General features: G+C 63.3%; 25 protein-coding genes and 1 pseudogene. 14 read left to right on the forward strand and 12 right to left on the reverse strand.

The window, feature by feature from the left end; genetic code table 11:
• The first annotated feature begins 8 nt into the window (after positions 1-8).
• Positions 9-779 carry an SIMPL domain-containing protein gene (locus OIM99_RS02755; RefSeq protein ID WP_311848782.1) on the forward strand — a complete coding sequence of 257 codons (771 nt, stop codon included), beginning with the start codon at positions 9-11 and terminating at the stop codon, positions 777-779.
• Positions 780-1,029: 250 nt separating this feature from the next.
• Entirely contained in the window at positions 1,030-1,824 is a 795-nt protein-coding gene (locus OIM99_RS02760; protein WP_311848783.1) for a hypothetical protein, read from the forward strand.
• Between the two features lie 18 nt (positions 1,825-1,842).
• On the opposite strand, the gene OIM99_RS02765 is transcribed toward OIM99_RS02760, so the two are convergent.
• Genes OIM99_RS02765 through OIM99_RS02775 form a run of 3 tightly spaced genes read right to left on the reverse strand, consistent with a single transcriptional unit; the run spans position 1,843 to position 4,418 of the window.
• Positions 1,843-2,625, reverse strand: a complete 783-nt coding sequence (locus OIM99_RS02765; RefSeq protein ID WP_311848784.1) for an ABC transporter permease — start codon at positions 2,623-2,625, stop codon at positions 1,843-1,845.
• Positions 2,622-3,407 (reverse strand): ABC transporter ATP-binding protein, encoded by a 786-nt coding sequence (locus tag OIM99_RS02770; RefSeq protein ID WP_311848785.1) that lies wholly within the window; start codon positions 3,405-3,407, stop codon positions 2,622-2,624. Before OIM99_RS02770 ends, OIM99_RS02765 begins: the two co-directional genes overlap by 4 nt.
• Positions 3,408-4,418, reverse strand: a complete 1,011-nt coding sequence (locus tag OIM99_RS02775; protein ID WP_311848786.1) for an ABC transporter substrate-binding protein — start codon at positions 4,416-4,418, stop codon at positions 3,408-3,410.
• A 363-nt stretch (positions 4,419-4,781) separates the two neighbouring features.
• On the opposite strand from OIM99_RS02775, the gene OIM99_RS02780 reads away from it, so the two are divergent.
• From OIM99_RS02780 to OIM99_RS02790, 3 genes and pseudogenes are all read left to right on the forward strand, one after another.
• Positions 4,782-5,261, forward strand: coding sequence for a BA14K family protein (locus OIM99_RS02780; RefSeq protein WP_311848787.1), 480 nt, complete (start codon positions 4,782-4,784; stop codon positions 5,259-5,261).
• Between the two features lie 166 nt (positions 5,262-5,427).
• Positions 5,428-5,700 (forward strand): annotated as a pseudogene (locus OIM99_RS02785) (DoxX family protein); the annotation flags it as partial.
• On the forward strand, positions 5,655-6,059 hold the full coding sequence (locus OIM99_RS02790) for a tripartite tricarboxylate transporter substrate-binding protein (protein WP_311850334.1): 405 nt from the start codon (positions 5,655-5,657) through the stop codon (positions 6,057-6,059). The pseudogene OIM99_RS02785 and the gene OIM99_RS02790, both read left to right, overlap by 46 nt.
• 4 nt (positions 6,060-6,063) lie before the next feature.
• Here OIM99_RS02790 and OIM99_RS02795 read toward each other — a convergent pair whose 3' ends face one another.
• The 3 genes from OIM99_RS02795 to OIM99_RS02805 are packed head-to-tail and all read right to left on the reverse strand — an operon-like array spanning position 6,064 to position 9,821.
• Positions 6,064-7,296, reverse strand: a complete 1,233-nt coding sequence (locus tag OIM99_RS02795; RefSeq protein ID WP_311848788.1) for a cytochrome c — start codon at positions 7,294-7,296, stop codon at positions 6,064-6,066.
• On the reverse strand, positions 7,293-9,059 hold the full coding sequence (locus tag OIM99_RS02800) for a GMC family oxidoreductase (RefSeq protein WP_311848789.1): 1,767 nt from the start codon (positions 9,057-9,059) through the stop codon (positions 7,293-7,295). Before OIM99_RS02800 ends, OIM99_RS02795 begins: the two co-directional genes overlap by 4 nt.
• A gap of 3 nt (positions 9,060-9,062) precedes the next feature.
• Positions 9,063-9,821: a gluconate 2-dehydrogenase subunit 3 family protein gene (locus tag OIM99_RS02805; protein ID WP_311848790.1), complete on the reverse strand. Its 759-nt coding sequence runs from the start codon at positions 9,819-9,821 to the stop codon at positions 9,063-9,065.
• A 396-nt stretch (positions 9,822-10,217) separates the two neighbouring features.
• Between OIM99_RS02805 and OIM99_RS02810 the strand changes: the two genes are divergently transcribed.
• Positions 10,218-10,625 carry a DCC1-like thiol-disulfide oxidoreductase family protein gene (locus OIM99_RS02810; protein ID WP_311850335.1) on the forward strand — a complete coding sequence of 136 codons (408 nt, stop codon included), beginning with the start codon at positions 10,218-10,220 and terminating at the stop codon, positions 10,623-10,625.
• Between the two features lie 14 nt (positions 10,626-10,639).
• A complete protein-coding gene (locus OIM99_RS02815) occupies positions 10,640-12,253 on the forward strand; it encodes a DUF4166 domain-containing protein (protein ID WP_311850336.1) in 1,614 nt (537 codons plus the stop codon).
• A 164-nt stretch (positions 12,254-12,417) separates the two neighbouring features.
• Here the strand turns inward: OIM99_RS02815 and OIM99_RS02820 are convergent, their stop codons facing one another.
• Positions 12,418-14,103 carry a SulP family inorganic anion transporter gene (locus tag OIM99_RS02820; RefSeq protein ID WP_311848791.1) on the reverse strand — a complete coding sequence of 562 codons (1,686 nt, stop codon included), beginning with the start codon at positions 14,101-14,103 and terminating at the stop codon, positions 12,418-12,420.
• A gap of 129 nt (positions 14,104-14,232) precedes the next feature.
• On the opposite strand from OIM99_RS02820, the gene OIM99_RS02825 reads away from it, so the two are divergent.
• From OIM99_RS02825 to OIM99_RS02845, 5 genes are all read left to right on the forward strand, one after another.
• On the forward strand, positions 14,233-14,919 hold the full coding sequence (locus OIM99_RS02825) for an isochorismatase family protein (protein ID WP_311848792.1): 687 nt from the start codon (positions 14,233-14,235) through the stop codon (positions 14,917-14,919).
• Positions 14,920-15,061: 142 nt separating this feature from the next.
• The gene (locus tag OIM99_RS02830; RefSeq protein ID WP_311848793.1) at positions 15,062-15,964 is read left to right on the forward strand and encodes a DUF3829 domain-containing protein; all 903 of its coding nucleotides are present in this window, start codon (positions 15,062-15,064) and stop codon (positions 15,962-15,964) included.
• Positions 15,965-15,974: 10 nt separating this feature from the next.
• Complete coding sequence (locus OIM99_RS02835; RefSeq protein WP_311848794.1) at positions 15,975-17,576, forward strand: gamma-glutamyltransferase family protein; 1,602 nt, start codon at positions 15,975-15,977, stop codon at positions 17,574-17,576.
• A 22-nt stretch (positions 17,577-17,598) separates the two neighbouring features.
• The gene (locus tag OIM99_RS02840; protein ID WP_311848795.1) at positions 17,599-18,459 is read left to right on the forward strand and encodes a class I SAM-dependent methyltransferase; all 861 of its coding nucleotides are present in this window, start codon (positions 17,599-17,601) and stop codon (positions 18,457-18,459) included.
• 86 nt (positions 18,460-18,545) lie between these two features.
• Complete coding sequence (locus tag OIM99_RS02845) at positions 18,546-19,430, forward strand: AraC family transcriptional regulator (RefSeq protein ID WP_311848796.1); 885 nt, start codon at positions 18,546-18,548, stop codon at positions 19,428-19,430.
• 45 nt (positions 19,431-19,475) lie between these two features.
• Here the strand turns inward: OIM99_RS02845 and OIM99_RS02850 are convergent, their stop codons facing one another.
• The 3 genes from OIM99_RS02850 to OIM99_RS02860 form a co-directional block, all read right to left on the reverse strand.
• Positions 19,476-20,300 (reverse strand): prephenate dehydrogenase, encoded by an 825-nt coding sequence (locus tag OIM99_RS02850; protein WP_311848797.1) that lies wholly within the window; start codon positions 20,298-20,300, stop codon positions 19,476-19,478.
• A 189-nt stretch (positions 20,301-20,489) separates the two neighbouring features.
• Positions 20,490-21,332: an amidohydrolase family protein gene (locus tag OIM99_RS02855; RefSeq protein WP_311848798.1), complete on the reverse strand. Its 843-nt coding sequence runs from the start codon at positions 21,330-21,332 to the stop codon at positions 20,490-20,492.
• Between the two features lie 4 nt (positions 21,333-21,336).
• The gene (locus tag OIM99_RS02860) at positions 21,337-21,954 is read right to left on the reverse strand and encodes a glutathione S-transferase (RefSeq protein WP_311848799.1); all 618 of its coding nucleotides are present in this window, start codon (positions 21,952-21,954) and stop codon (positions 21,337-21,339) included.
• Between the two features lie 233 nt (positions 21,955-22,187).
• On the opposite strand from OIM99_RS02860, the gene OIM99_RS02865 reads away from it, so the two are divergent.
• Both OIM99_RS02865 and OIM99_RS02870 read left to right on the forward strand, forming a co-directional pair.
• Positions 22,188-22,979, forward strand: a complete 792-nt coding sequence (locus OIM99_RS02865) for an alpha/beta hydrolase (protein ID WP_311848800.1) — start codon at positions 22,188-22,190, stop codon at positions 22,977-22,979.
• An 11-nt stretch (positions 22,980-22,990) separates the two neighbouring features.
• Complete coding sequence (locus OIM99_RS02870; protein ID WP_311848801.1) at positions 22,991-23,953, forward strand: tripartite tricarboxylate transporter substrate binding protein; 963 nt, start codon at positions 22,991-22,993, stop codon at positions 23,951-23,953.
• A gap of 187 nt (positions 23,954-24,140) precedes the next feature.
• Here OIM99_RS02870 and OIM99_RS02875 read toward each other — a convergent pair whose 3' ends face one another.
• Together OIM99_RS02875 and OIM99_RS02880 are read right to left on the reverse strand one after the other, a co-directional pair.
• Positions 24,141-25,109 carry a tripartite tricarboxylate transporter substrate binding protein gene (locus OIM99_RS02875; RefSeq protein ID WP_311848802.1) on the reverse strand — a complete coding sequence of 323 codons (969 nt, stop codon included), beginning with the start codon at positions 25,107-25,109 and terminating at the stop codon, positions 24,141-24,143.
• Positions 25,110-25,146: 37 nt separating this feature from the next.
• The gene (locus OIM99_RS02880) at positions 25,147-25,995 is read right to left on the reverse strand and encodes an alpha/beta hydrolase (RefSeq protein WP_311848803.1); all 849 of its coding nucleotides are present in this window, start codon (positions 25,993-25,995) and stop codon (positions 25,147-25,149) included.
• Positions 25,996-26,035: the final 40 nt, after the last annotated feature.

The raw sequence follows: 26,035 nt of genomic DNA on the forward strand, positions 1-26,035 counted from the left end.
CTGGTTTGATGAAAGGAATTTCGATGAAGCTGAAACCGTTTTCCATCGCCGCCCTCGCTTTCGCGAGCTGGGCGGCCATCGCCACAGGAGCCTCGGCGCAACAGATGACCTTGACCAAGGACAGCCTTCCGCAGATCACCACCACCGGCACCGCGCGCGCCACCGACAAGCCGGACCAGGCGACCATTTATCTCGGCATCCGCGTCGAGAAGCCGACGGCCAAGGAAGCCGCCGACGAAGCCTCGAAGGCGTCGAAGAGTTTTCTGAGCGATCTGCGCGGCCAGGGCGTCACCGATGCCGACATCAAGACGCAGCAGTCGCAGGTGGCGCCGATCTTCGATCAGGAGCGCGCGCCCAACGGCAATATGATCCGCAAGCAGCGCGGCTTCATGGCCATGCAGAGCTTTTCGGTACGCGTGCGCGACGTGGCAAAGGCTGGCGATGTGGCGCGGCGCGCCCTACAGAACGGCGCCAACATCTTCAACGGCGTCAATTTCGAACTGGCCAATCCGAAGGCGCGGCGCATCGCTCTGGGCGCTGAAGCGGCCAAGGTGGCGCGCACTGAGGCGGAAGCCTATGCGAACGCCATGGGCCTCAAGCTCGGCCGCATCATGATGATGCAGCCGGCGGACGGTGGACCGCATTACGCCGCCGCCCCCGCCGCCATGCGCATGAAGGCCGATGCCGGCGGCGCCGAGGAAACACCAATCCCGCTTGAGCCGGGCGAAGTCGAAACGGAAGCGGCCATGTCGGTGACATGGGAGCTGGTTGCGAACTGAGTCTTGAAACAAAAAACCCCACGTTTGGTGGCCGTGGGGTCTTAAGGCAGCGCCAGGAGGCACTTGAGGGCCCCGGGACGGTCAACCAAGCCGCGCCGTGAGACACGGCCGGCAGCGCCATTAGTTAAGCGCGCTGCCGGCCTTTCGTCAATTGGTTAAGCTACGGGCCAAGCAAACCTTTCCACCCGGCCGGCCTATTGAGAGCCTGCCGGTTCCACGCTAGCCTTGCCTCGGCTGGGAGTGGAAATGAATGAACAGATGTTTGGTTGGAAGCCTTGCGTTCGTCTTGAGCGCGGGATGGCTGCCTTCTAGCGCGCTTGCCCAAGGCGAAAGCGCCTTTTGCCGGACCCTAGAAGGCACGCAAATTGGCGACATGAAGATGTGCGCCTCGCGCGATGGGGCACCCAAGGGATTACAAGTTCAGATCGCCTTCGGTGATACGGGCGCCGGCAGGACCTTTGCCGAAGATGCCGCCACCGAAAAAGGGCGCAAAAGCCTATGCGCCATGGTGCCCGAAGTTTTCAAACAGGATCTTGGTCTGCCATCCACCGGCATCCACTGGCTTCCCAAGACCAATCGCCTGATTTGCAATTTCGGCGATACGAATCAGCCCGGCTTCGAGCAGGTCGTGGCCCAATCCCCGCCTCCGGAACCACAAAAGAAATCGGAGCAGGCCATGCCCGATCTGACAGGCCCTGCGAAGAAACTCCTCGCGCGTGACCTCGCTGCGCAAACCAGCAAGTGGGACGGGCAGCGGATCGAGACGACAATGTCCTGTTTCTATGCCGACAGGAACGACTATCGCTGCATCGGTGGCGGCACCAGGATCGATGTCAGTCGGGTGGCAAACGCTGAAGGACGGCAATGGGTCGAGGACCGCTGCGACACCCTGAGCAAGAGCACTTCTCGTGCCTGCAATTTCCGCATCGTCTTCGTCTATGGCCGCTACACCACACACAGGGTATCTGACAGGAGCGAAATCACACTCGTTCTTCCTGTCGGCGAAGTAGCGGAACTCTATCCAGTTTCGAGCGGACGGCGCTAGGAAGCGCCGTCCTTTGCCTCACATCTGCGTCGCCGCCGACTGGTGCCAGGGCACCAGGATGCGGCGCAGGACCGCGACGGCGCCGTAGAGCAAGAGACCGATGAGCGCCAGGATCAGGATCACACCGAAGAGCTGATCGACCTGCAATTCCTGCAGGCGCACCACGGCGAGATAGCCGAGGCCCGCATTGCCGCCGATGAATTCGCCGACGATGGCGCCGATGATGGCGAGCACGATGGCGACCTCGGCGCCGGTGAGAATCACCGGCAAGGCCGAGGGCAGTTCGAGCAGCAGGAAGGATTGCAGCGGCGTCGCGCGCATCGAGGCGAAGACCTCGCGGTCGCCCGCATCGGTCGATTTGATGGCGACGAGCGTGTTGGCGAAGATCGGGAAGAAGGCGAGGACGCCGGAAATGACGATCTTCGATTCCAGGCCGAAGCCGAACCACAGGATGAACAGCGGCGCCAGCGCCACTTTCGGGATGAGCTGCAAGGCGATGATGAACGGCTTGAAGGCCCATTCGACCGGCGGCAGTTTCGCCATCAGCGCGCCCAGCGTGACGCCGGCGATCAACGCTGAGAAGAAGCCGCCCAGGGTTTCCGTCAAGGTCACCTGAATGTGGCGCCACACGCTGGGATCCGCGATCTGGGTGAGGAAGGCGCGGCCGATCTTTTCCGGCGGCGGCAGGATGAAGGGCGAGATCGTCGCGCCATGCACGTAATAGGACCAGGCGCCGAAGAACAGCGCTAGAGTGGCGAGCGGCAGGACGATGCGCAGGATGGTTTCGCTGTTGCGCTTCATGCCGGATATCCCGCGATGTCAGAGCGGATGGCGCGCACCAATTGCTGGAATTCCGAGGTTTCCTGCATGGCGATGGTGCGCGGACGCGGCAGGTTGACCTCATGCACGGCGTGAACGTGGCTCGGGCGCGGCGACAGCACGACGACCTTGTCGCCGAGAAAAACCGCCTCAGAAATGGAATGGGTAATCAAGAGAACGGTAGCTCCGGTCGCCTTGCAGATGCGTTGCAGTTCGAGGTTCATCTGATCGCGCGTCATGGCGTCGAGCGCGCCGAACGGTTCGTCCAAGAGAACCAGACGCGGATCGATGGCAAGCGCGCGGGCCAAGGACACGCGCTGGCGCATGCCACCGGACAATTGCCGCGGCTGCGCCTTCTCGAAGCCTTGCAGACCGACCAAGGCGCAAAGCTCCCGCGCGCGGGCGAGGCGTTTCTCTTTCGGCTCGCCGCGCAGGCGCAGCGGCAACGCAATATTGTCCTCGATGCTGAACCAGGGAAACAGCCGCGAATCCTGAAAGGCGAAAGCGAGCGAGCGCACCGCTTCCCCGCCGCGCGATTTCCATACCGAATGGCCGGCGATCGACACATCGCCTTGCGTCGGCCGCTCAAGTCCGCCGATCATGCGCAGCAAAGTGGTCTTGCCGCAGCCCGACGGCCCGAGCACGCTGATGAATTCGCCGGCCTTGGCGCTGATGTCGATGCGATCGATCGCCTTGACGCTGCCGGCGGCGCTCTCAAACGTCTTGCCGATATTATCGACAACTAATTCAGGCTGTGCGCTCATTCAGCCAACCGCCTTGTCGCGTGCGGTGTTGTCGTAGAGCGCGGTCGGCGCAATGTTGCCCTTGAGCATGCCGGAGCCGTTCATGATCTTTTCCGCTTCGGCCCATTGTTCGGGCACGTTGCGCAGAATGTTCTGCGGCCCCTTGGCCGTCCAGGTCTCGGCGTTCTGCTTGAGATCGGAGATCGAGGTCTTGATGTCGTCGATGCCGGGCACTTCGAACGCCTTGCCGATACCGCGCACGATCGGTTCGAGATCGGAAGCCTTGAGGATGGCGTCGATCGCCTTGTGTTCGGCGCGCAGGAAGCGGACGTAGAGATCCTGATTGGCGGCATAGGCCTGGGGCGCAGCCACATAAACCTGGCCGGGAATGCCGTCGTCGATCGGGAAGGTGACGACTTCGGGAATCGCCGCTTTGATCTTCACCAGCGAGGAAATGCTGGCCATGAAGCCGGCGATGCGCTTGGCCTGGATCAAACCATAGCTCGCCGCCACGTCCGGCACGCGCACGCGCTCGACCTTGCTGCCATCGACACCGCCGCCGCGCAGCAGCAAGTTGAGCGTGCCTTCCATCGAGCCGCCGAGGCTGGCGACGCCGATGGTCTTGCCCGCAAGGTCCTTGGCGTCCTTCAACGGCGCATCGGGTGCCGACACCATGTAGAAGGGCGAAATCTGCGCGATGGTGGCGATCGAAATCAAAGGCGCGCCGGCATCGACCCGGCTGGTGATGTAATTGGCGCCGCCGGTGCGGGCGATCTCGGCCTGGCCGGCGATGACCAATTGCGCCGCCGTCGTCGCGCCCTTGCCGTTGATGACCTCCACATCGAGGCCTTCCTGCTCGAAGAAGCCGGCGACCTTGGCGTGGAAGACCGAGGCATAGGACAGGGAGAAGTTGAACGGCGTCACGAAGCGCACCTTGCGCAGCGGCTGCGCCACGGCACGCCCGGCGCCCGCCAACAAGGCCAGCGAGGCACCGGCCGCGGTGAACTGGCGCCGATCGATCTTGTGCGTCATGTTTTCTTTCCTTTCTTCAAAAGCCGGCGGGAACAGCATGAGGAGCAGCCTTGCGCGCAAGCGCAGATGCCCACAGCCGCAGCGCGTTTCACCAGCTAAACATCTCATTTCAGCCCAAAAACTGGCGCCGAACTTGCCATGTCCCACCGGCAGCGTCGAGGCTTCCTGTCGTCAGCAGAGCCATTTGCCGTGAGGCAAATTTTCGCAATGCAGCAACTTTGGCACCACCTTCAGTGCGGACGATTGCCGGTGCGCCAATGAAGCCTTTGCCCTGAAACGGCTGCGATTACCTGTTTGGATTCACCCTGGAAACGTCGGCTGGGGCCGGCGCTGCGCGTGCGGGTATCTGAAAAGGATAAGGCTATGAACAAATTCCTGCTTGTTTCGGCCGCGACCATAGGTCTGCTGTGTGCCGCGGCCACACCGGGTTCGGCACAAGTGGCGCGGCCCGACGGCATGCTGAAAGCGCAAGGCAACGACAACAACGTCGTTCAAGCGCAGTTTCGCGGCGGCTTCCGCGGTGGCGGTTTCCGTGGCGGCTGGGGCGGTGGCTGGCGCGGCGGCGGATGGGGCTATCGCGGTGGCTATTATCGCGGCTGGGGACCTGGCATCGGCCTTGGGATCGCCGGTGGCGCGCTCCTCGGCGGGGCGCTCGCGGCGCCCTATTACTACGGCGGCTATTATGGCGGCGCGCCCTATTACGATGACGGCTATTACGGCGGCGCGGCGCCAGCCTATTCGGGAGGCGGCGGCGTGGCCTATTGCATGCAGCGCTATCGCTCCTACGATGCCGTCAGCGGCACGTTCTTGGGCTATGACGGCTTGCGCCACCCCTGCCCGTAGGACCACTTCGCTTCAGCTTGAAAAGGGCGCGGATCACCGCGCCCTTTTTTGCATAGGCGCCTAACAATCTGTTGAAAGTATCGTACTGCGTCACTGCGGCTCTGGCCAAGGTGCCGGAGCGATGCGATGCAAGCATCCGCAGCAACAGTTTGGGGGAGCCTGCGTCATGCCATCGATCATCCAATCGCTTCTGTCGGCCACCTGGTTCGGTTATCTCGCTCGCATCGTTTTGACCTTCATGTTCTGGGGCAGCGGTCTTGCGAAAGTCATCGACTTCAATGGCGGCGTGAATGACATGGCGCATTTCGGCCTGCAGCCGGCGGCGCTCTTCAACATCGCCACGGCGGCGACGCAGCTCGTCGGCTCATTGCTGATCATCTTCAACAAGTGGACGTGGCTGGGTGCCGGCGCCCTCGCCGTCTTCACCGCCCTGACCATTCCCATCGCCCATCCGTTCTGGACGATGCAGGAACCGATGCGGACCATGGAATTCCATTGGGTGACCGAGCATATCAGCGTTATCGGCGCGCTGATGGTGGTGGCCTACGCTTCCAGGCCGGCACCTGGTTCGCTCTCTTCCTGCCGAAGGGCACGCCAGCACCGATCGTCAAGAAGCTCAATGATGCCACGGCGAAAGTGCTGGCGGCGGACGAGCCGCGCCAGCGGCTCGAGGCGATCGGCGCCGTCATCGTTTCGCCCGATCGGATGACGCCCGCCTACCTCAAGCGCTTCGTCGCCGAGGAAGTCGACAAGTGGAAAGGCCCGATCGAGCGCACCGGCGTCAGTATCAGCCAGTAACGCCTCACGGCGCGCCGCGGCTGTCCTTGGCGCGCGTGCTGTCGACGGGGGCTGCCGCATTGCCCCAGGCATTGCGCACATAGGTCAACACATCGGCGACCTGCTGATCGTTGAGCCGCCAGGCGAAGGACGGCATGGCCGGCGTCGTCGGCGCGCCCTTGGTGTAAGCGCCCTGCGTGCCCGCCATGACGACACGCAGCAGCGTAGCTGGATCATCGGATTGCACGACGGCGCTGCCAGCCAGACGCGGGAACAGCTGCGGCTGGCCCGTGCCATCGTCCTTATGGCAGGCGGCACAGCTATCCTTGTAGATCGCCTTGCCGGCGACCATGCCCGGATCATTCGCCGCCACGGGCGTCGCCGACGAAGCCGGCGCGCGCACCTGTTTGAGATAGGCGGCCATGGCGCGCAGATCGGTTTCCGGCATGTTGGACGTCGACTTCTGCACCACTTCGATCATCGGGCCTGACGCCACCGTGCGGCCGTTGGCGCCGGTCTTCAGATAAGCGACGATCTCGTCATCGCTCCAGCCGCCGAGGCCCTTGCGATTGTCGCCGGTGATGTCGGGCGCGTACCAGCCCTGCAACACGCCGCCGCGCAGCGGCTGGCTGGAATCATCAGCGCCCGTCGTCGTCTTCGCCGTGTGGCAGGTGCCGCAATGGCCCGGCCCTTCGACCAGATAGGCGCCGCGATTCCATTCGGGCGAGCGCGATGGATCGGGCTTGAAACGCCCTTCCGAGAAATTCAGCAGGTTCCAGCCCAGCAGCGACAGGCGAATGCTGAACGGGAACGGCAGTTGATTGGACTCGATGCGATTGCGGATCGGGCTGACGCTGCGCATATAGACCCAGAGCGCCGCGACATCGCGATCGGTCATCTTCGTGAAGGCCGGATAAGGCATGGCCGGATAGAGCCGCTTGCCGTCCTTGCCGCGCCCCGTATGCAAGGCATTCTTGAAATCGGCGAAGCTCCACGTGCCGATGCCGGTTTCGGGATCGGGCGTGATGTTGGAGCCGATCAGCGCGCCGAATGGTGTCTGCAACACGACGCCGCCGGCAAAGGGCTTCTTTTCATCGAGCGTATGGCAGCCGGCGCAATCGCCTTCGGTGGCGATGCGGCGCCCCGCTTCGATCTGCGGAAAATTCTGTTCGTCGACCGCTCGCACGCCCTGGGCCATCGCCGAGGTGAGAACGCCCGCCAGGAGAAGGCTTGCGAAGTGAAGAGCTGCCGTTCTCATGCCTGCACCAGCGGGCCGGGGTTGCGCATGTATTTCTGGATGATCGCATCAGCCGCCCAATAGGCGAGCGCACCGACCGTGCCGGTCGGGTTCTTGCCGGCGTTCTGCGGAAAAGCCGAGGCGCCGATGGCGAAGACATTGTGCACGTCCCAGCTTTGCAGATAGCGGTTGAGCGGGCTGGTCTTGGGATCGGCGCCGACGATGGCGCCGCCGGTGTTGTGCGTGCTCTGATAGGGCACGATATTGTAGGGCTTGGTGCGGCGCGACACCACCGACTGGCGCGGGTTCAGCGCTTTGGCGATCTCCTGCATGCGATCGGTGACCCAGTTCGACATGCGAATGTCGTTGTCGGGGAAATCGAAGGTCATGCGCATCAGCGGATTGCCGAAACGATCCTTATAGGTCGGATCGAGATCGAGATAGTTGCCACGGATGGCATAACTCGATCCCTGGCTCGAGAAGCTGAAGGCGCGCAGATAATTGTCCTTCGTCGCCTTCTTCCAGGCCGAGCCCCAGCGCGGCGTGCCGGGCGGCACCGGGCGATAGGAAATCGGCCGGCCGTTGGTGGGAATGCAATTGATGCCGGCACCACCGACGAAATCTTTCCCCGTGTGATCGAAGGCATCGCCGTTGTAATCGTCCACCGTCTGGCCGAGCGAGCCTGCGGCAATGAACGGATTGAAAATCTTGTCGTCGAAGAAGAGCTGGACGCCGGAATTGGTCTGATAGCAGTAATTACGGCCGACCGTGCCCTCGCCCGTATTGGGATCATAGGCCTGGCCGATCTTCGACAAGAGCATCAGCCGCACGTTGTGCAGACCATAGGCACAGAGCAGCACCAGATCGGCGGGCTGTTCGAATTCCTCGCCGTTGACATCCACGTAAGTGACGCCCGTGGCATGTTTGCCGGTCGGATGCATGTTGACGCGCGTCACCTCGCACAAGGTGCGGGCCTCGAAATTCGATTTGCGCATCAAGAGCGGCAGAACGGTGGTCTGCGCGCTCGACTTGGAATAGTTGGAACAGCCGAAGCGTTCGCAGAACCCGCAATAGGTGCATTGGCCCATGGCGATGCCGAGCGGATTGACATAGGCGCCCGACAGATTGGCCGACGGTGTGGGAAACGGATGCAGGCCGATGCCTTGCGCGGCTTGCGCGAACATGGTCGGCGCCAAGGTCATCTTCATCGGCGGCAGCGGATAGTCGCGTGCGCGCGGTCCCTCGAACGGATTGCCACCGGCCTGCGTCTGGCCTTTCAAAACGCCGGCTTTGCCGGAAATGCCGGCGAGATATTCGAACCGATCGTAGGAATTCTCCAGTTCGTCATAGGTCAGGCCCCAGTCCTGCACTTGCAGGTCCTTATGGACGAAGCCTGCGCCATAGCGCTGATCGAGATGGCTCTTCAGATTGAAATCGGAGGGAAAGAAACGCCAGGTGTGGCCATTCCAATGCACGCCCGCGCCGCCAACGCCATTGCCCGGCAGGAAGGAGCCGAATTCGCGGATCGGCAGCGCCGTCTGCGAGGTGTTGTTGCGGAAGGTGAAGGTTTCTTGCGCCGGCTTGAGGAACAAATCCTGGCGGATCGCATAGCGCAATTCATCGGGCATATAGCCGACGTTGAAATCGGTGGCGGTATCGCGCCACGGACCGCGCTCGATGGCGACGACATCATAGCCGGCATCGGTCAGTTCATGGGCCAAGATCGCGCCGGTCCAACCAAGACCGACAATCACGACATCGCGGCGGGGCAGTTTACGAGCCATGGATCAGCGCCTTACCCAGGTGGAATTGCCCATGATCGAGACGGGCGGAAGCGGATAGGGTTGATTGTGTTTGTCGATATGGTCGCGATAGTCGTAGCGCGCGCCGGGGAAGCCGATCATGCGCCAGCTCACCATGTCCTTGTTGCCGCCATAGATCGGATCGGCGAAGAAGCCTTCCATGGTGTTCTGCAGCAGCAGTTCGAACAGGCTCTTGGCGTCACCGCTGTCGAACTTGATGCTGTTGGCTTCCATCTTCTTCAAGAGATCGTCCTGCTCGGCCGGACTCAGGCCGTCGAAGCTCTTGCCCGCGAAATTGGCCTTGCAATAGGCATCGAGCCCGGCGAGCCCCTGCCGATAGCGGCCCATGGGAGACAGCGGTGATTGGAAGCCTTGTGACGGCGTGCCGTTGGCGAACGGCGGCTGCATGTAGAGGTTCTGCGCGCTGCCATAGGAGCCGGAAAGCTGCCGGTCGATGAACACGGCGCAGCCCGCATCCTTGCCGCCGACGCTGACATCATCGGCCGGGATCAGCCGATCGACGATGGCTTCGACGGCACGCGCCTCGGCCGGTGTGAAGAAGGTCCAGCCCCCCGGCACGACCGGCGTCGGCGGCGTGGCGCTATAGGGTTGCCAGGGCAGGATGCCGGACAGGCTCGCGGCTTGTACGCGACCACCGGCCGAAGCCAGAACGGCGATCGCGGCCGTTGACGCCAAAAAACGCCGGCGCGTGACAGACACCGGCGGTGCTGCATCGAGGGACACGTCAGCCTCACTTGATTATATTTGAATCAGACGAATGAAAAAGCACTCCCGTTCGCTTTCACCGTCAAGCGAATTAATTCCTCGAATTGAACCGAATGCGCGGCATTTACTTTTGTTGCGATGCATATGCCGACGATGGATGAAGCCGTCATCGCCTGCATGCAGCACCCTTCGCTGTACGAGAGGTGATCGACATAAACACGATGCGATGGGCTTTACCTGTCACGATGCCGTGGCCAAGCCTGCACCTCGCTTTCGCCGCTTTCGGCTGCGAAACTCATCTCTCGGCGAGACCTCCCTTGCAGGTTCCATGATTTTTGCGCATGGCCGCTCTCTCCTGTGCGCACAGCCGCGATCGCCCTTGATCTACCCGACGACGCACCGCATCATGCCTTCATGACCGGATCGACTCATGAGCCGATCATCGTGTTCGACGCGCACTGCGTGTTGTGTTCGACCAACGCGCAGTTCGTGCTGCGTCATGATCGCCGTCGCCACTTCAAGCTCGCCACATTGCAAGGGGCGACCGGGGCGGGGCTTTACCGGCGTTTCGACCTGAACCCCGACAATCCCGACAGTCTCATCGTCGTCGAAGGCGATCGGCTGCGCCGCGACAGCGATGCCATTCTCGGCATTTGCGAGGGGCTCGGCTGGCCGTGGCGCGCCCTCACAGTGTTGCGCATCGTGCCCAGAGCGATCCGCGATCCGCTGTATCGCCTGATCGCGCGCAATCGCTATCGCTTGTTTGGCCGCCGCGACACCTGCTGGGTGCCGAGGCCCGAAGACAGGGAGCGTGTCCTCTGAGCGCCATCCTCGTCATCGGCGGATATGGCGGCTTTGGCGCGCGGCTGACGCGCCGTCTTCTGGCGCGGGGCCATCACGTTCTCGTCGCCGGCCGTTCGGCCGACAAGGCGGAAGCCTTTTGCGCCCCCCTGCCGATGGCGACGGCTTTGGTCGCCGACCGCAACGACGATCTCAGCGCCCTGCTCGCCGCCCATCGTCCTGATCTGGTGATCGATGCGGCCGGACCGTTTCAGACGGGCAACGATCGCCTGCCCTGTGCCTGTATCGCCGCTTCGATCCCCTATCTCGATCTGGCCGATGCGCGCGACTTCGTCACCAACATTCACGCGCTCGACGCGCCGGCGCGCGATGCCGGTGTCGCGATCATAGCTGGCGCTTCCAGCGTGCCGGCTTTGTCGGGCGCGGTCGCCCGTCAATTGGCGCAAGGCCTGTCGCGGGTACGCCGGATCGACATCGCCATCAGCGCCTCGAACCGCGCCACGGCTGGTTCTTCGGTTGCCCGCGCGATCCTCAGCTATGTCGGCAAGCCGCTGCAGCTCTGGCGCGGACAGAACTGGAGCCCGACATGGGGCTGGCAGGAACTGCGCCGACAAAATTTTCGCCTGGCCGATGGTACACAGCTGCGCAACCGCTGGCTCGCCATCGCCGATGTACCCGATCACGATCTGCTGCCGGCCAGCTTGCCCGGCCGGCCGGCGGTGACTTTCCGTGCCGGCACCGAATTCGCCAGCCAGACGCTCGGGCTCTGGCTGTTGAGCTGGCCGGTGCGCTGGATCGGCCGTGGTTCGCTCACGCCACTCGCACCTCTGCTGGCGCCGCTGCAACGGCTCACCAAGCGCTTTAGCGACACGCGTTCCGCCATGGCCATGACGATGATCGGCGAGATGGACGGCCGTTTCATCGAACGGCACTGGACCCTGATCGCCGCCGATGGCGACGGACCGGAAATTCCGACACTCGCCGCCGCCATCCTGGCCGACAAGATTTTGGCGCGCGAGATCGAACCCGGTGCGCGGGATGCTGGTGGGCTACTGACCCTGGCCGATTTCGAACCCTTGTTCGCCACGCTGTCGATCCGTCACGAACAGAGCCAGACCTTGCTGCCGCCGCCGCTTTACGCCCGCGTGGCCGGCACGGAGTTCGCGCGCCTGCCCGAAAAAGTGCGCGCGATGCATGACCTGCGCGGCGACGGCGGTGCCGAGGGCGAAGCCGACGTGGCGCGCGGCGATCACCCGCTGGCGAAATGCGCCGCGTGGATGATGGGCTTTCCGCCGGCCGGCCACCATAAAGTGCATGTGGCGTTCAGCGAAAGCGACGGCGTCGAATGCTGGACACGCGCCTTCGGCCAACATCGCTTCAAGAGCCATCTCAGCGCCAAGGGCGGCCAATTGACGGAGCGGTTCGGGCCGCTGCGCTTTCGCTTCGATCTGCCGTGCGATGAAAAGGGCCTGACCATGCCGATCAAAGGCTGGAGTGTCTTCGGCCTGCCTTTGCCGCTGGCGCTCGCCCCGCAAAGCATTGCACGCGAATGGCAGGAGGACGGACGCTTCCATTTCGACGTGCCGATCGCTCTGCCGGAAATCGGCCTGGTGGTTCATTACAAGGGCTGGCTCGAACCGCTGCCGTGATGCATGCACGAACGTCCACCCGTCATTGCGAGAAGCGTAGCGACGAAGCAATCCAGGGGCGCGTGGTAAAATGTCGAGAATGCCTATGTTGCAGGCACATTCTCGCCTATGATTCGATCCTGCACCCCTGGATTGCTTCGCTGCGCTCGCAATGACGATAAAACTCAAGTCTCCGGTCCGGCTTCGGAAGGCATTTTGACGCCAGCCGCCGCCAGCGCTTCGTGCAGCGTGGGGAAAATGTGGTTCTCGCCGAGCAACGCGACAAGACCATGGCGCTCCATGTCGGCGCGCAGATAAGGGCTGACCCGACCGAAAACCACCTCGACGCCGTTCTGAGACAGCTCCCGGAAAAGTTCGTCGGCCGAACGCGCGGCGGAATAATCGATATTGGTGATGGGGCCGGCATCGATCACAAGCCGATGCACCTTATGCGGCGCTGCATCGATGAGCGCGCGCACCTTCTGGGCGAAGAAATGATCGTTGGCATAGAAGAGGTCGGCGCCGAAACGCAGCACGATCAGGCCCGGCGCCGTCTCGATGCCGGGCACGGCGCGCACGGGCAGCCATTTGCTATCCTTGCCCTGCGCCAGCACGATCGTATGCGGATGGTAGCTGTGGCGGACATGGCGCAGCAGCGACAAAGTAATCGCCAACAGGATGCCTTGTTCGACACCGATCAGCACCACCGCGGCGGCCGTGGTGAAAGCCAGCCAGAACTCGCCGGGACTTTCGCGCAGGATCGCGCGCAGGCTCTTGATGTCGATGAGGCCGATGGCGATGGTGAAGACCAAAGCCGACAGGATGCCGTGCGGCAGATATTGCAGCCAGTCACTGAGGAACAGCAGAACCAGGACGACGATCGCGGCAAAGGCGACCTGCGCCAATTGGCTGCGCGCGCCGGCGGAATCGGCGGCGGCGGTTTGCGTCGGGCTGCCGTTGACGACGAATGTGCCGCTGGCGGCGGCCGCCGCATTGGCCGTGGCAAGGCCTAAAATATCGGCATCGGCATCGACACGTTCGCGATAGCGTTCGGCGAAAGCGCGACCGGCGGCGGCGCTCTGTGCGATGATCATCACGCAACAGGCGCCGGCCACCGGCAGCAGAGCCAGAACTTCCTGCCAGCTCACCAAGGGCAGATGCAGGCCGGGCAAGCCGCCCTGCACCGGTCCCAGCACGGCGATGCCACGGCCGGCGAAATTGAAGACATAGCTGGCGGCGATGCCGAGCACGACGGCAAGCAACGGCCCCGGCAGACGCGGCAGCCAGAATTTGCAGCCAAGCACAGCCACCACGACGGCGGCGGCCACCGCCAGAGTGGGCAGATGAATCCTGTCGAGAGACTGCACGATCGACCAAATCTGCATGAGCGTTCCATGCGGCTGCTCGCGCAGGCCCAGCATGTCGCCCAGCATGGCGATCGCCACCTGCACGCCGACGCCGGCGAGAAAGCCGACCAGCACCGTGCGCGACAGGAAATCCGCCAAGAATCCCAGTTTGAAAATGCGCGCCAGCAGCAGCAGCCCGGCGGTGAGCAGCGCGACCATGCCAGCGAGCGCGACATATTGGGCGCTGCCCATCGGCGCCATGGCGGAGAGGCGGCTTGCAAGAATGGTGGCGGTGGCAGAATCGGCGGCGACGACCAGATGGCGGGACGCGCCGAAGACGGCGAAAGCCAGCGTCGGCCACAACACCGTGTAAAGGCCGCTGACAGGCGGCATGCCGGCGATGCGGGCATAGCCGAGCACCTGCGGAATGCTCATTGCCGCCAATGTGGCGCCGGCCACGATGTCGCGCAGCGCCTGCGCCCGATCGAGCGGCAATATCCCTTTCAACACGGGCAAGCGCATCATCACCTTCGCTCCCGACTCGCTCCATCGCTAGCATAAGCGCCTTGCCGGCCTCCTTCGCAAGCTTGCAATTGACAGCGGCTGATGGGGCGGGCTTGCTCCCTCAAGACGCTGCTTACAGGAAGGATCCGAATGCCCCTCGTGTCGATCAATGCCCGGCCTGCGGCGGTGGAGGTGGATCTCACCCGCGCCGCCGTGCTCGTCAACGATATGCAGAATGCCTTTTGCGCGCCTTCCGGCTATCTCGACCGCATCGGCTTCGACATTGCCCCCGCCGCCGCGACGGCGGCCAAGGTGGAACAGTTCTGCACGGCTGCCCGCGCTGCGGGTTTGCCTGTTGTCCTCATGCAGAACGGTTTCTCGCCCGACTATCACGAGGCGCCCGGCCCCGCTTCGCCGCTCTGGCATAAATCCAACGCCTTGCGATACATGCGTGCGCATCCAGAAGAACAGGGCCGCATTTTGACGCGCGGCACCTGGGACTACGAACTGATCGAAACGCTGCGCCCGCAATCCGGCGATCTGCTGATTCAGAAAGCCGCCGACAATGGCTTCGCCGGCACCGATCTCGATCGCCTGCTGCGCGCTCGCAACATCAACACGGTTTTCGTCTGCGGCATTTCCAGCAATGTCGGTGTCGAGTCGGCACTGCGCGCGGCCTATCATCTGGGTTATTTCGGCATCATGGTAGCTGATGCCTGCATGGCCGTCGGTCCGCCCTTCATGCAGGAAGCGACCGAGTTCAACATCGCAAGTTTCTTTGGCTGGGTTGCCAGCGTTCATGACATTTCTGAATCATTCGGCAGCACCAAGCCGTGACGATGCGCGTGAATAAACAGCAATAATATCAACGTCGAATAGGGACCGTGCGCAAGCATGCGACACATGCATGGACGTCGCCTTGACTTGCCGAGCAGATGATACCTAGATCGCCGCGTTATTGCTTTTAATGGGATAAAAGATGCGCTTATTTCGTAATAGTTTGATCGCAAGAACCTTGGTCACAAGCCTTGCATTCACTGCAGGCCTTGCCACCGTGCCGGTGCTCGCGCAGCCGAAGCCCGATGACCGCGCGGTCTCGCAATTCTGGGATGCCTATCGCACCTTGAGCCGCGAATGCGGCAGCGCCGCTTGGACCTTGTGGCAATCGAATTCCTACGAGCGTTGGCGCACGGGTAAGTCGCCGATCCTCACGATGCATTATTCATCGCGCTTCTATCAGACCCTGCCGCCGGGGCCGCAAGCCGTGCCTGAGCCGACCCGCAGCCAGGCGGTCGATATGATGAAGAAGGCCAATGACATTCTGAAGGCCACGGGCCCCGATTTCAGCACGCTGGCCGATTATATCAACGCCAAGGATTTCAAGGACGACAAATATAAGAAGGGCGACGAGATCAACAAACGCCTGACCGCGGCGGGCCAGGCCTGTTTCGACGTCAATCAGGAGATGGAAAACATCTACACGGTCTATGCCGAGAAGCGCGCGGGCGAACTCGCCGGCACAGCCACCGACAAACCGGGTGCGCAACAGCGCGTTTCGGATTGGCAGATGGCGCGCGATCTCGCGACCGAACTCGCCAAGGGCACCAAGATCGATCTCGCAGCACTGGAGACGAAAACCAAAGCGCTCTCCGAAATGGTCGAGAAACGCATTGCCGATCCGGCGCTGGCCGCGTCGCGCTTCTATCGCGATCTGAACAAGGATGTCGCGGTGGAGCTGCGCAAGACCGTGCGCGAGATCAAGGAACGGCCGAAGCTGCTGCAAGAATATGGCGAACAGCGGCCGCGCAGCCGCTTCGTCAATTTGCGCAGCGAGATCAACGTCGGCGGCGGGCGCAACCTGCTCGACGAGATCAGCAAATAAGGATCAGACCATGGCCCCTCGCACTTTGACCACCAGCCATGCCGGTCAGGGCATGGTCACTGCACCTCATGCGCTCGCCAGCGAGGCCGGCCTGCGCATTTTGCAGGAAGGTGGCAATGCGATCGAAGCTATGGTGGCGGCCGCCGCCACCATAGCCGTGGTCTATCCGCATATGAACTCGATCGGCGGCGACGGCTTCTGGCTGATCTCCCGCGCCGGCACGCCCCCGATCGCCATCGATGCCTGCGGCAGCGCCGCGCGCAAGGCCACGCTGGCTTATTATGCGGACAAAAAGCTCGACGCCATTCCGGCGCGCGGGCCTTTCGCCGCCAATACGATGGCGGGAACGGTTGCTGGCTGGGGCGCGGCACTCGCCGTCTCGCAGGAGATGGGCGGGCGCATGCCGCTGGCGCGGCTGCTGGAAGATGCCATCGCACGCGCGGAACAGGGCATCACGGTGAGCGAAAGCCAAGCGGCGCTGACCACATCGAAGCTCGGCGAACTGGCGCTGCAACCGGGCTTCGCTCAGTCCTATCTGGTCGGCGGCCGGCCGCCAGCCTGCGGCGAGACGATGCGGTTTCCCGCACTCGCACGCACCTTGCGGCAGCTCGCGGCGAAGGGCACGCAGGATTTCTATCGCGGCGAACTCGCCCGCTCGATCACAGCCGATCTCGCCCGTTGCGCCGCGCCGCTGACGCTTGAAGATTTCGCCGGCTATGACGCTCAGCAAGTTGCGCCGCTCTCGGTCACGACCGGTGTCGGCCGGCTCTACAACATGCCGCCGCCGACGCAGGGCCTCGCTTCGCTGCTCATTCTGGCGCAGTTCGATCGCCTGAAAGTGGCGCAGGGAGAAAGCTTCGATCACATCCACGGACTGATCGAAGCCACCAAACAGGCCTTCCTGCTGCGCGATAAGTATATCGGCGATCCAAGTTCGATGACTCAAGATGTCGCGGCTTTCCTGAGCGACATTCGCGTACAGGCGCTGGTCAACCGCATCGATCGCCGCAAGGCCCTGCCCTGGCCGCAACCGGCCTCGCCCGGCGATACGATCTGGATGGGCGCCATCGATGCCGCCGGCACTGCGGTGAGCTTCATTCAATCGACCTTCTTCGAATTCGGCAGCGGCGTCGTGCTGCCGGAGAGCGGCATCATCTGGCAGAATCGCGGTGCCAGTTTCAGCCTGCAGCCGGGCTCACCGCGCACCCTGGGACCGGGGCGTAAACCATTCCACACGCTCAACCCGGCGATGGCGCATCTCAGCGACGGGCGCTGCATGGTCTATGGCACGATGGGTGGCGAAGGCCAGCCGCAGACACAGTCGGCCGTGTTTACGCGTCACGTCTATTTCGACGAGGATTTGCAAGACGCCATTACCGCGCCGCGCTGGCTGCTCGGCCGCACCTGGGGCGAGGACAAAATGAACCTGCGCCTGGAAAACCGTTTCGATCCGGCTTTGATCGCGGCGCTGCGCCAGGCCGGCCATGATGTCGAGCTGATCGAGCCCTACAGCAATACGATGGGCCATGCTGGTGCGATCACGCGCGCCGCCGATGGACAACTCAAAGGCGCCTCGGACCCACGCAGCGACGGCGCGGCGCTGGGGTACTGACGACGCAACAATGGGGTGAATGATGCCCGAACAAACCACCGAGCCTGATAACACGGCAGTGCGCGTGGCGTTGTGGCGCGCCTTGCATCTGGTGGCCGATGCGCCGCCGCCGGTGTTGGCTGACGACATCGGCCTCAAGCTGGTGGCGCCCGACGCCAGCTGGCGGCAGCGCCCCGACATGGACCCGGGATTCACGCGGCTCTTCCGCGCCTCGATCGTCGCACGCGCCCGCTTCATCGAAGATCTCGCTATCCATCAGGCCGGCAAGGGCGTCGGCCAATATGTCATCCTTGGCGCGGGTCTCGACACGTTCGCGCAGCGCCGGCCCGAGATAGCCTCGGGCTTGCACATTTTCGAAATCGATCAGCCTGGCACGCAGGCCTGGAAGCGGCAGCGCCTTGTCGAATGCGGCTATGGCATTCCCGATACGCTGCATCTCGTGCCTGTCGATTTTGAGGCCGGCGACGATTGGCAGCAGCGGCTGGCGGCAAACGGCTTCGACGTGAACCGCCCGGCCGTCGTCGCTTCGACCGGCGTCAGCATGTATCTGACGAAAGAGGCGGTGACTGCGACCTTGCGCCAGATCGCGGCGCTGGCACCAGGCTCCACGTTCGCCATGACATTCCTGCTGCCGCTCGACATGATGGACGATGACGTGCGGCCCGGCTTCGAAATCGCCGCGAAAGGCGCCCGCGCCGCCGGAACACCTTTCCTGAGTTTCTTCATGCCAGACGAGCTTCTCGCCTTGGCCCACCAAGCCGGCTTCAAGGAGGCGCAACACATCTCCGGCACGACGCTGACGGAGCGTTATTTCGCGGGGCGCAGCGATGGCTTGCGTCCGCCTCATCATGCCGAGGACCTGCTCGTCGCGACGACACGGTGATGAGGCGGCCGTGACAGAACCGCAAGATCGGTCGAGCAGGTCTTGTCTGCCTGCGGTTAGCTGGCGCTGCCACGGAGAACAGAGTGATGAAGGCGGCGCTTCAAAGCTATCATGCCCGCATGCAGCGGGTGCTCGATCACATCGACCAGCATCTAGATGACGATCTGGACCTGGATGCGCTGAGCAGCGTCGCGGCCTATTCGAAATATCATTTCCACCGGCAGTTCACGGCGACCTTCGGGTTGTCGGTGCATCGCTATGTCCAGCTTGCCCGTATGAAGCGCGCTTCGCACCGGCTGGCCCATATGGACGCCCAAAGCGTCACGGATATCGCGATGGATGCCGGTTACGATGCACCGGATGCCTTCGCCCGTGCCTTTCGGCAACGGTTCGGGCAATCGCCTTCGTCGTTTCGGAAATCTCCCGACTGGGCGCCGTGGCTTGCGGCCTTCGGGCCTCTCGACAATGCGAGGAGCAAGCTCATGCAGATTACCTATGAACCCGATGACGTGACGATCCGCGACGTGCCGCCAACGCCGGTGGCGATCATGGAACACCGAGGCGATCGAGCGGGACTGCCCGACACCATCCAGCGGTTCATCGCGTGGCGTAAGGCCGCCGGCCTGTCGCCCCAGACGAGCCCCACGTTCAACGTCTTTCGTTCCGAACGGATTCCCGCGAACCCAGCCGATTATAGCATGGACCTGTGTGTCGGGACCGACCAGCCGATCGATGCTCATGACGGGCAGATGAAGGCAGGCATCATCCCCGGCGGACGCTGCGCCGTGTTGCGCGTCGCCCACAATACCAACAACCTCGAGCCAGCCGCGCTCTACCTTTATCGTGATTGGCTTCCAGCCAGCGGCGAGGAAGCACGCGACTTCCCGATCTATTGCCAACGGCACTTTTCGGTGTTCCCGAACGTGCCGGTGCCTGATGTGGTCTGCGAATTGTTTCTGCCGCTGAAATAAAGCCCTCTCGTATCTCTCACCGTCTCATTGAAACGGTGGGAGATTTCAAGCCACCGATGCGTCGTTCTGTTGACGCGTGGCAACAGAGCGGCGCGCCGCGTCGGCGCCTTCCAGTTCATCGGCAAGTTCGGCGGCAAGGCTGAAAAACTTGCGCCGCATTTCGGCGGCAAAGGGATTCAGCCGTTCGATGGCATCGAAGACTTCCGGCGCGTCGTCGCGCACCATGTTGATGCCCTCCATCAACAGATCGAAGCTGCGCGTCGTCATGGTGGAGGGCAAGGGCTCCATCTGCACCAGCACTTTGGCGATGAGATGGGTCAGGCCCTGCACGGCGGCGGCTTCGCGGTCATGCGCCTCCGGCGTCGTCATGATGACATCGAGCGCGAAGTGGCGACGCAGGAAGGCGGCAATGCGCGGCGCCTGTTTGCCGCGAATGGGACAAAGCGCGATCTTCAAGCCGGCAAGACCGCCGCGGGCGCTTTGCGGACCAAAGAGTGGATGGGTGCCGACGACATCGACATGAGCGGGCAGGCCCGCCGTCATGATCTCAGCCGGCAGCGCCTTGACCGAGCCGACATCGAGCACCAGCACGCCCGGCGACAGATGCGGCGCGATGGCTTCGACCGCTTGCGCCATGGCCGCCACCGGCATGGCCAGAACGACGATCGGGCAGCGCGCCGCTTCCGGCAGACCGACGAAGGTGACGCCTTGCGGCGCCCCTGCCTCTCCGGCTGCGTGTTTCGGATCATGGCAGCGCAGATCGAAAAACGGATGCAGATGTTCAGCCATCAGGCGGCCGAAAGCGCCAAAGCCGATGATGCCCAGACGCGGGCGCTGGTGGGGACGTTCAGAAAGTTTGCCAGGAAACACGATGGACCTCTTGAGACTACGCCAGAGGTCACGCTCCAACCGCTGGCTGACAGCGGTTGAAAAAGACAAAGCCCTTCCTGCCGCTAGATGCGCGGCGCGTAATACGAATGCTGGAAGGTGGCGGTGCTCATGGCGCTTCCCTTAGACGCAAAGCCGGGGTGAGGTCAATGCGGCAAACGGGCCAGCGTCTTAAGCGGCCGGAAAGCCGAACAGCCGGGCTGGATTCTCAGCCAGGATGCGGACCGCCGCGGCCTCGTCGCCAACCCAGGCCCGGAAAAGCGCCATCAGATGGCCGACATCGGGCGTCAGATCGCCCATGCGCAGATGCGGCCAGTCCGATCCCCACAGCAGTTGATCGGGATTGGCCTCGACCAGAGCGTCGTGGAAGGGTCTGAGATCGGGATAATCGGGCAGCTCGCGCGAATTGCGGCAGAGCGCCAGCTTCACCCAGAGGCGCCCGTCGCGCACCAAAGCGCACAGCCGCTGGAAGTTCGCATCTTCAACACCGCTGGCGACATTCGGTTTGCCCATGTGATCGAGTATGATGTCGAGGCCGAGCGCCAGCAGACGCTGTTCGTTGGCGACGATCGCTTCGCAGTCGGCCCAGATGTGCGCATGCAGCCCCAGAGCGCGCAGGCGCGGTGCCAGCTTTTCCAACGCGTCGAGGCCGACGCTGCCGGGCAACGGCCCGCCCGACGCGGTCTTGATGTCGACGAAGCGCAAGGCGCGCACGCCGACCGCGTGCCAGGCCTGCAATTGCGCCTCGCTGACCTCGGCGCCGGCGACAGCGATGCCACGATAGGCGTTCGGCCGCTGGCGCAGTGCGTCGAGGAAGGCCGCGTGATCGAAGCCGTAGACCGATGACGGCTGCACGATCACCGCGCGCGAAGCGCCCATCTCTGCCAGCGCCGCCTGGTGCCGGTCGAGCCAGGCTTCGGGCACGTCGCCTGAGAAAGAGGCCTGGGCGAAGCGCGGCCGCGGGCCGATGACGTGGCCATGGCAATCGCAGACACCGGCAAGCGCGTCAGCCATCTGGTCAGCCATCCTGAAATTGCGTGGCGCGCGCCGCGGGCCTTGCCTCGAAAGCTTCGTGCCACAGCGCCAGGCGCGGATGACGATCGCGCCAAGGATCGGCGGCGAAGCGGAAGTCGCTGTAGGCCAGCGCGCAACCGACAGCGATTTCACCGATGCCGATCGCATCCGTGGCGAAAGTCGCTACCTCGTTCTCCAGATGCCGCAAAGTTGCGGCGCGCTTGTAGGCAAAGGCTTCCATATGAGCCGGCGACTTCTGCGCTTCCGGCCGGTCGCGTTCGTTGCGAGCAAGAATCAGCAGATCGAGAAAGCCGCTGCCGAGCGCGTGCCGGCGCAGCGCCGTGAGGCGCGCGTCACCGCCTGTGGGGATCAACGGACGGCGCCCGGAAATCTGATCGAAATATTCGAGGATGACGTAGGAATCGAACAGGACGCGGCCATCCTCCAACACGAGCGTCGGAATCTTGTTCAACGGATTGTCGGGAATGAGATCGGCATTGGCCGACGACATGGCGACGACCGTGCGCAGGCGCTCGATGCGATCGGCCAGGCCCAGTTCGTGGGCGGCCAGCATGACCTTGCGCACATAGGGCGAGCGCGGCGACCAGTGCAGCTTCATCATGCGCCAAGGCCCTTTCCGGCGTGGCAAGAACTCAGACAGAGAGACCTTGAACTAGAGCGGAGAGGCAGAGCGATCATCCAGGAGCATCCGTTTGATATTGAACCCAAAGGCGAACAGCCCGGCGACGTCAATCGAGCGCCGTAAATTTCCTCTTACAAAAATCATAAACCTATATTATTAGGTCTGATATACAGCCGAAACGCAACTTGGCAACTGCAAAGCGGGGAGACGCCGTGTCTGGGGTCCGTGAAGAATATCTGCATCGCTATAACGATGTGACGATCCGCGTGCGCGCCGAAGGGCAAGGACCGCTGATCGTTCTGCTGCCCTCCCAGGCGCGCGATTCCGACGATTACGACGATGTGGCGCAAGGCATCGCGCAGGCCGGCTATCGCGTGCTGCGGCCGCAGCCGCGCGGCATCGGCGACAGCCAGGGCCCGCTGGAAGGCATCACCTTGCGCGATCTGGCGCAGGACGTGGCCGAAGTGATCGGCGCGGAAAAAGCCGGCCCGGCCGTCGTGCTGGGCCATGCCTTCGGCCATTACGTAGCGCGCCAGCTTGCCGTCGCTTTTCCCGCCACCGTGCGCGGCATTGTCGTCGCGGCGTCGGCGGCGAAAACTTACCCTGCCGATCTGTCGCGCGCCGTGACCGAGGCCGGCGATCCGTCACTGCCTGATGACGTCAGGCTGGCGGCTTTGCGCAAGGCTTTCTTCGCGCCGGGCAATGATCCGACACCGTGGCTTGCCGGCTGGCATCCGCATATGCAGGCGCCGCAGCGCGCGGCGCGCGCCGCCATTGTGCAAGAAACCTATTGGTCGGGCGGCAATGGACCGCTGCTCGATCTGCAGGCGGAGTTCGATCCGTTCAAGCCGCCGGAGCGGCGCAATGAAATGCGCGAGGATTTCGGCGATCGGGTGAGCGTCGCGCTCGTCCGCAACGCCAGCCATGCGCTGATCCCCGAACAACCGGAAGCTGTTACGCGCGCCGTCGTCGATTGGATGCGCGCCATCGATCATAAATCTTAGAGGAGGAAACCATGTTGATGTGCAGACGCGCCGTGCTCGCGGCGGCGCTGACGGCTGTCGTCGCGCCCGCAATGGCGCAGGATTATCCGAACCGTCCGATCACTTTGGTCGTGCCTTATGCGGCCGGCGGCCCGGTCGACATCGCCGGCCGTTCGACGGCGGAAGCCTTGTCGAAACAGCTCGGCCAAGGCGTCGTGGTGGAGAACAAGCCCGGCGCCGGCGGCCTGGTCGGCACGCGCTATGTCGGCACCGCCCGCCCCGATGGCTATACGCTTCTGCTCGGCTCTCCCGGCCCTCTGGTGATTGCGCCGAGCGCCGATCCGGCTTCGATCGATATCGAGAAAGATTTTTCGCTGATCGGCGTGATCGCGGAATCGCCGCAGGTGCTCGTCGTCTCGGCCAAACTGCCGCCGAAGACGTTCAAAGAGTTCATCGCCTATGCCAAGGAAAAGCCTGGCGCGCTGAACTATGGCTCGGCCGGCATTGGCACGACGCCGCATCTCGCTGCCGAACTCTTGAACCGCGCCACCGGCATCAAGACCGTTCATGTGCCCTATCGCGGCACCAGCGCCGCCGTGCCCGACGTGGTGTCCGGCGAATTGCAGATGATCTTCGGCGACATCGCCACCTTGCGGCCGTTCGTGCAATCGAAAGCGGTGACGGCGCTCGTCATCGGCGGCCCGCGTCGGTCCAACCTTTTGCCAGAAGTGCCCAATGCCACCGAGGAAGGCTATCCAAGCCTGGTCTCGCGCAACTTCTCCGTCCTCATGGCACCGACTGGCCTGCCGGCGGAGATCGCGGCGCGTCTGAACAAAGCGCTGACGGACGCCAAGACCGACAAGACCTTTCTCGACCGGATGGATCTGCAAGGCATGACGCCGATCGACAGTTCGCCCGATCAGGCGCGGCAATATCTGCGCGACGAGCGGCAGACCTGGGAACCGCTGGTCAAGGAGATGGGGCTGAAGTTTTAGGTCTGTTGCGACGCATCTTGGTGTCATCCCGGACGCACCGCAGGTGCGATCCGGGAGCCAGGGGCAAACGTCAAAATCTTGGAAATAGCTGCGGCACAGCTATTTTTTCTAACATGTTACCGCTCGCCTCTGGATCCCGGATCACGCTGCGCGTGTCCGGGATGACACAAAGGCTCCGGCTGATCCCTCAGTTGATCTTCACATTGGCGATCTCGACCACCTTGCCCCAGCGCTCGATCTCGCTGCGCACATAAGCGGTGAATTCCGCCGACGAACTGCCGACAACGCCGAGCCCCTGCTTCTCCAGACGATCCTTCACGTCGGGTGCACGCAAGGTTGCGATGCTGAGATCATAGAGCTTCTGCGCCACGGCTTGCGGCAGGCCGGCCGGCGCGACGACGCCATACCAATTGTCGGCCAGCACATCCGGCTCGCCGACTTCGGCGGTGGTCGGAACATCCGCCAGCAAGGGCACGCGGTTCTTGCTGCCCACCGCAATCGCCCGCAATTGTCCCGCCTGCACGGCGCCGAGCAGCACAGGCACGTCGGCGAACATCAGTTGCACATGGCCGCCGAGAAGATCGTTCACCGCCGGCGCCGCGCCCGGATAAGGCACGTGAACCATATCGGTCTTGGTGGCGATCTTCAGAAGTTCGGCGGCCAGATGCGGCATGCCGCCATTGCCCGAGGAGGCGAAATTGAGCTTGCCCGGCTGGGCGCGCGCCAAAGCGACAAATTCCTTGAAATCCTTGGCGGGAACTTTTGGCCCGACGACCAGGAGTTCCGGCGCCGACACCGCCTGCGTCACCAGGTAAAGATCCTTCAGCGGATCATAAGGCATCGCCTGTTTCAGAGCGACATTGAGCGCCAAAGTGCCGGAGCTGGCGATGCCGATCGTGTAACCATCGCGATCCGCTTTCGCCACCTGCCCGATGCCGGTCATGCCGCCGGCTCCGCCACGGTTCTCGATGACCACGGGCTGGCCCGCGACGCTTGACAGTTTTTCGCCAATGACGCGCGCCACGAGATCGGCGGGGCCGCCAGCCGCGAACGGCACGATCATCTTGATCGCCTTGGACGGATAGTCCTGCGCGTGAACGGGAACAGCGCAGGCCAGCAACACAGTGGCGAGCAGACCTGAAGCAACTCGTTTCATCTTTCCCTCCTTGTCCTCGACATCGGCGAGGTTATTCTCACAATGTCTTCATCCAACTGGCGATCGCCTCCACCACCGCGGCCGGCTGTTCCGGGATCAGCGCATGGCTGGCGTTGGGAATGATTTTCACCGTCACCCGATCGCCGAATTCCTCGCGGCTCTCGTTCCATTTTTCTTTCGGCTTGAACGGATCGCTGTCGGGCACGAGATCGAGCATTTTCACGCCACCACCGTTCCAATATTCAGCCTGTTTCGTCGCCGTGGCCGCCGCGCCCTGAATGCGGTTCGCTGCCGGCGCCCAGCCTTTCAGCCAGACGGAGGCATCGTGCCCGGGCAAGAAGAAGCCGCGCTTGAGGGCGGCGAGCCGCGTCTCGTCAGGCAGTTTCGGATCGCCGGATTGTTGCACGACGGCGCGCAATTCATCGGGAAAAGTTTTCGCAGCGGCGGCGATCAGCACGATGCCGCGCACGAGCTGCGGATGATCGGTCGCCACCATGCGCGCCACCCAATTGCCATAGGCATGACCGGCGATGACGGCGGGGCCAGCCTTCTCTTGCGCTATAACGGCAGCGACATCGGCGGCGAGATCCTGCATGCGGACATTCTCGGTCGGCCCCGTGCTGGCGCCGGCGCCACGCGGCTGCGGCCGCACCACGCGGAAGCCCGCCTTCGCCAGACCCGCCGCGACCGCATCGAAGTCTTCGGAATCGCGCCCACGCGACGGCAGCATGACGATCAGCGGTCCGCGCCCCTCGGCGATGACATCGATTTTGGCCGGTCCGGCCTCGACCATCGTGCGGGTGCGCGGCGCCTCTTGCGCAGCGACAGCGGTCGTCGCGCAGATCCATGCAGCCAGAAGGGCGCCGCCTCGGCGAAATATTGGCATCTTGGGCATTTCTCCCTCTCCCACCTGCCGTCATTGGGAC

Source organism: Methylocella sp. CPCC 101449, from assembly GCF_031921685.1.
Lineage (GTDB): Bacteria > Pseudomonadota > Alphaproteobacteria > Rhizobiales > Beijerinckiaceae > Terripilifer.

Bases quoted from the DNA above. Each gene is read 5' to 3' on its own strand.
- OIM99_RS02755 (WP_311848782.1), top strand. From the start codon at position 9: ATGAAAGGAATTTCGATGAAGCTGAAACCGTTTTCCATCGCCGCCCTC.
- OIM99_RS02760 (WP_311848783.1), top strand. From the start codon at position 1,030: ATGAACAGATGTTTGGTTGGAAGCCTTGCGTTCGTCTTGAGCGCGGGA.
- OIM99_RS02765 (WP_311848784.1), bottom strand. From the start codon at position 2,625: ATGAAGCGCAACAGCGAAACCATCCTGCGCATCGTCCTGCCGCTCGCC.
- OIM99_RS02770 (WP_311848785.1), bottom strand. From the start codon at position 3,407: ATGAGCGCACAGCCTGAATTAGTTGTCGATAATATCGGCAAGACGTTT.
- OIM99_RS02775 (WP_311848786.1), bottom strand. From the start codon at position 4,418: ATGACGCACAAGATCGATCGGCGCCAGTTCACCGCGGCCGGTGCCTCG.
- OIM99_RS02780 (WP_311848787.1), top strand. From the start codon at position 4,782: ATGAACAAATTCCTGCTTGTTTCGGCCGCGACCATAGGTCTGCTGTGT.
- OIM99_RS02795 (WP_311848788.1), bottom strand. From the start codon at position 7,296: ATGAGAACGGCAGCTCTTCACTTCGCAAGCCTTCTCCTGGCGGGCGTT.
- OIM99_RS02800 (WP_311848789.1), bottom strand. From the start codon at position 9,059: ATGGCTCGTAAACTGCCCCGCCGCGATGTCGTGATTGTCGGTCTTGGT.
- OIM99_RS02810 (WP_311850335.1), top strand. From the start codon at position 10,218: ATGACCGGATCGACTCATGAGCCGATCATCGTGTTCGACGCGCACTGC.
- OIM99_RS02820 (WP_311848791.1), bottom strand. From the start codon at position 14,103: ATGATGCGCTTGCCCGTGTTGAAAGGGATATTGCCGCTCGATCGGGCG.
- OIM99_RS02825 (WP_311848792.1), top strand. From the start codon at position 14,233: ATGCCCCTCGTGTCGATCAATGCCCGGCCTGCGGCGGTGGAGGTGGAT.
- OIM99_RS02830 (WP_311848793.1), top strand. From the start codon at position 15,062: ATGCGCTTATTTCGTAATAGTTTGATCGCAAGAACCTTGGTCACAAGC.
- OIM99_RS02835 (WP_311848794.1), top strand. From the start codon at position 15,975: ATGGCCCCTCGCACTTTGACCACCAGCCATGCCGGTCAGGGCATGGTC.
- OIM99_RS02840 (WP_311848795.1), top strand. From the start codon at position 17,599: ATGCCCGAACAAACCACCGAGCCTGATAACACGGCAGTGCGCGTGGCG.
- OIM99_RS02845 (WP_311848796.1), top strand. From the start codon at position 18,546: ATGAAGGCGGCGCTTCAAAGCTATCATGCCCGCATGCAGCGGGTGCTC.
- OIM99_RS02855 (WP_311848798.1), bottom strand. From the start codon at position 21,332: ATGGCTGACGCGCTTGCCGGTGTCTGCGATTGCCATGGCCACGTCATC.
- OIM99_RS02860 (WP_311848799.1), bottom strand. From the start codon at position 21,954: ATGATGAAGCTGCACTGGTCGCCGCGCTCGCCCTATGTGCGCAAGGTC.
- OIM99_RS02870 (WP_311848801.1), top strand. From the start codon at position 22,991: ATGTTGATGTGCAGACGCGCCGTGCTCGCGGCGGCGCTGACGGCTGTC.
- OIM99_RS02875 (WP_311848802.1), bottom strand. From the start codon at position 25,109: ATGAAACGAGTTGCTTCAGGTCTGCTCGCCACTGTGTTGCTGGCCTGC.
- OIM99_RS02880 (WP_311848803.1), bottom strand. From the start codon at position 25,995: ATGCCAATATTTCGCCGAGGCGGCGCCCTTCTGGCTGCATGGATCTGC.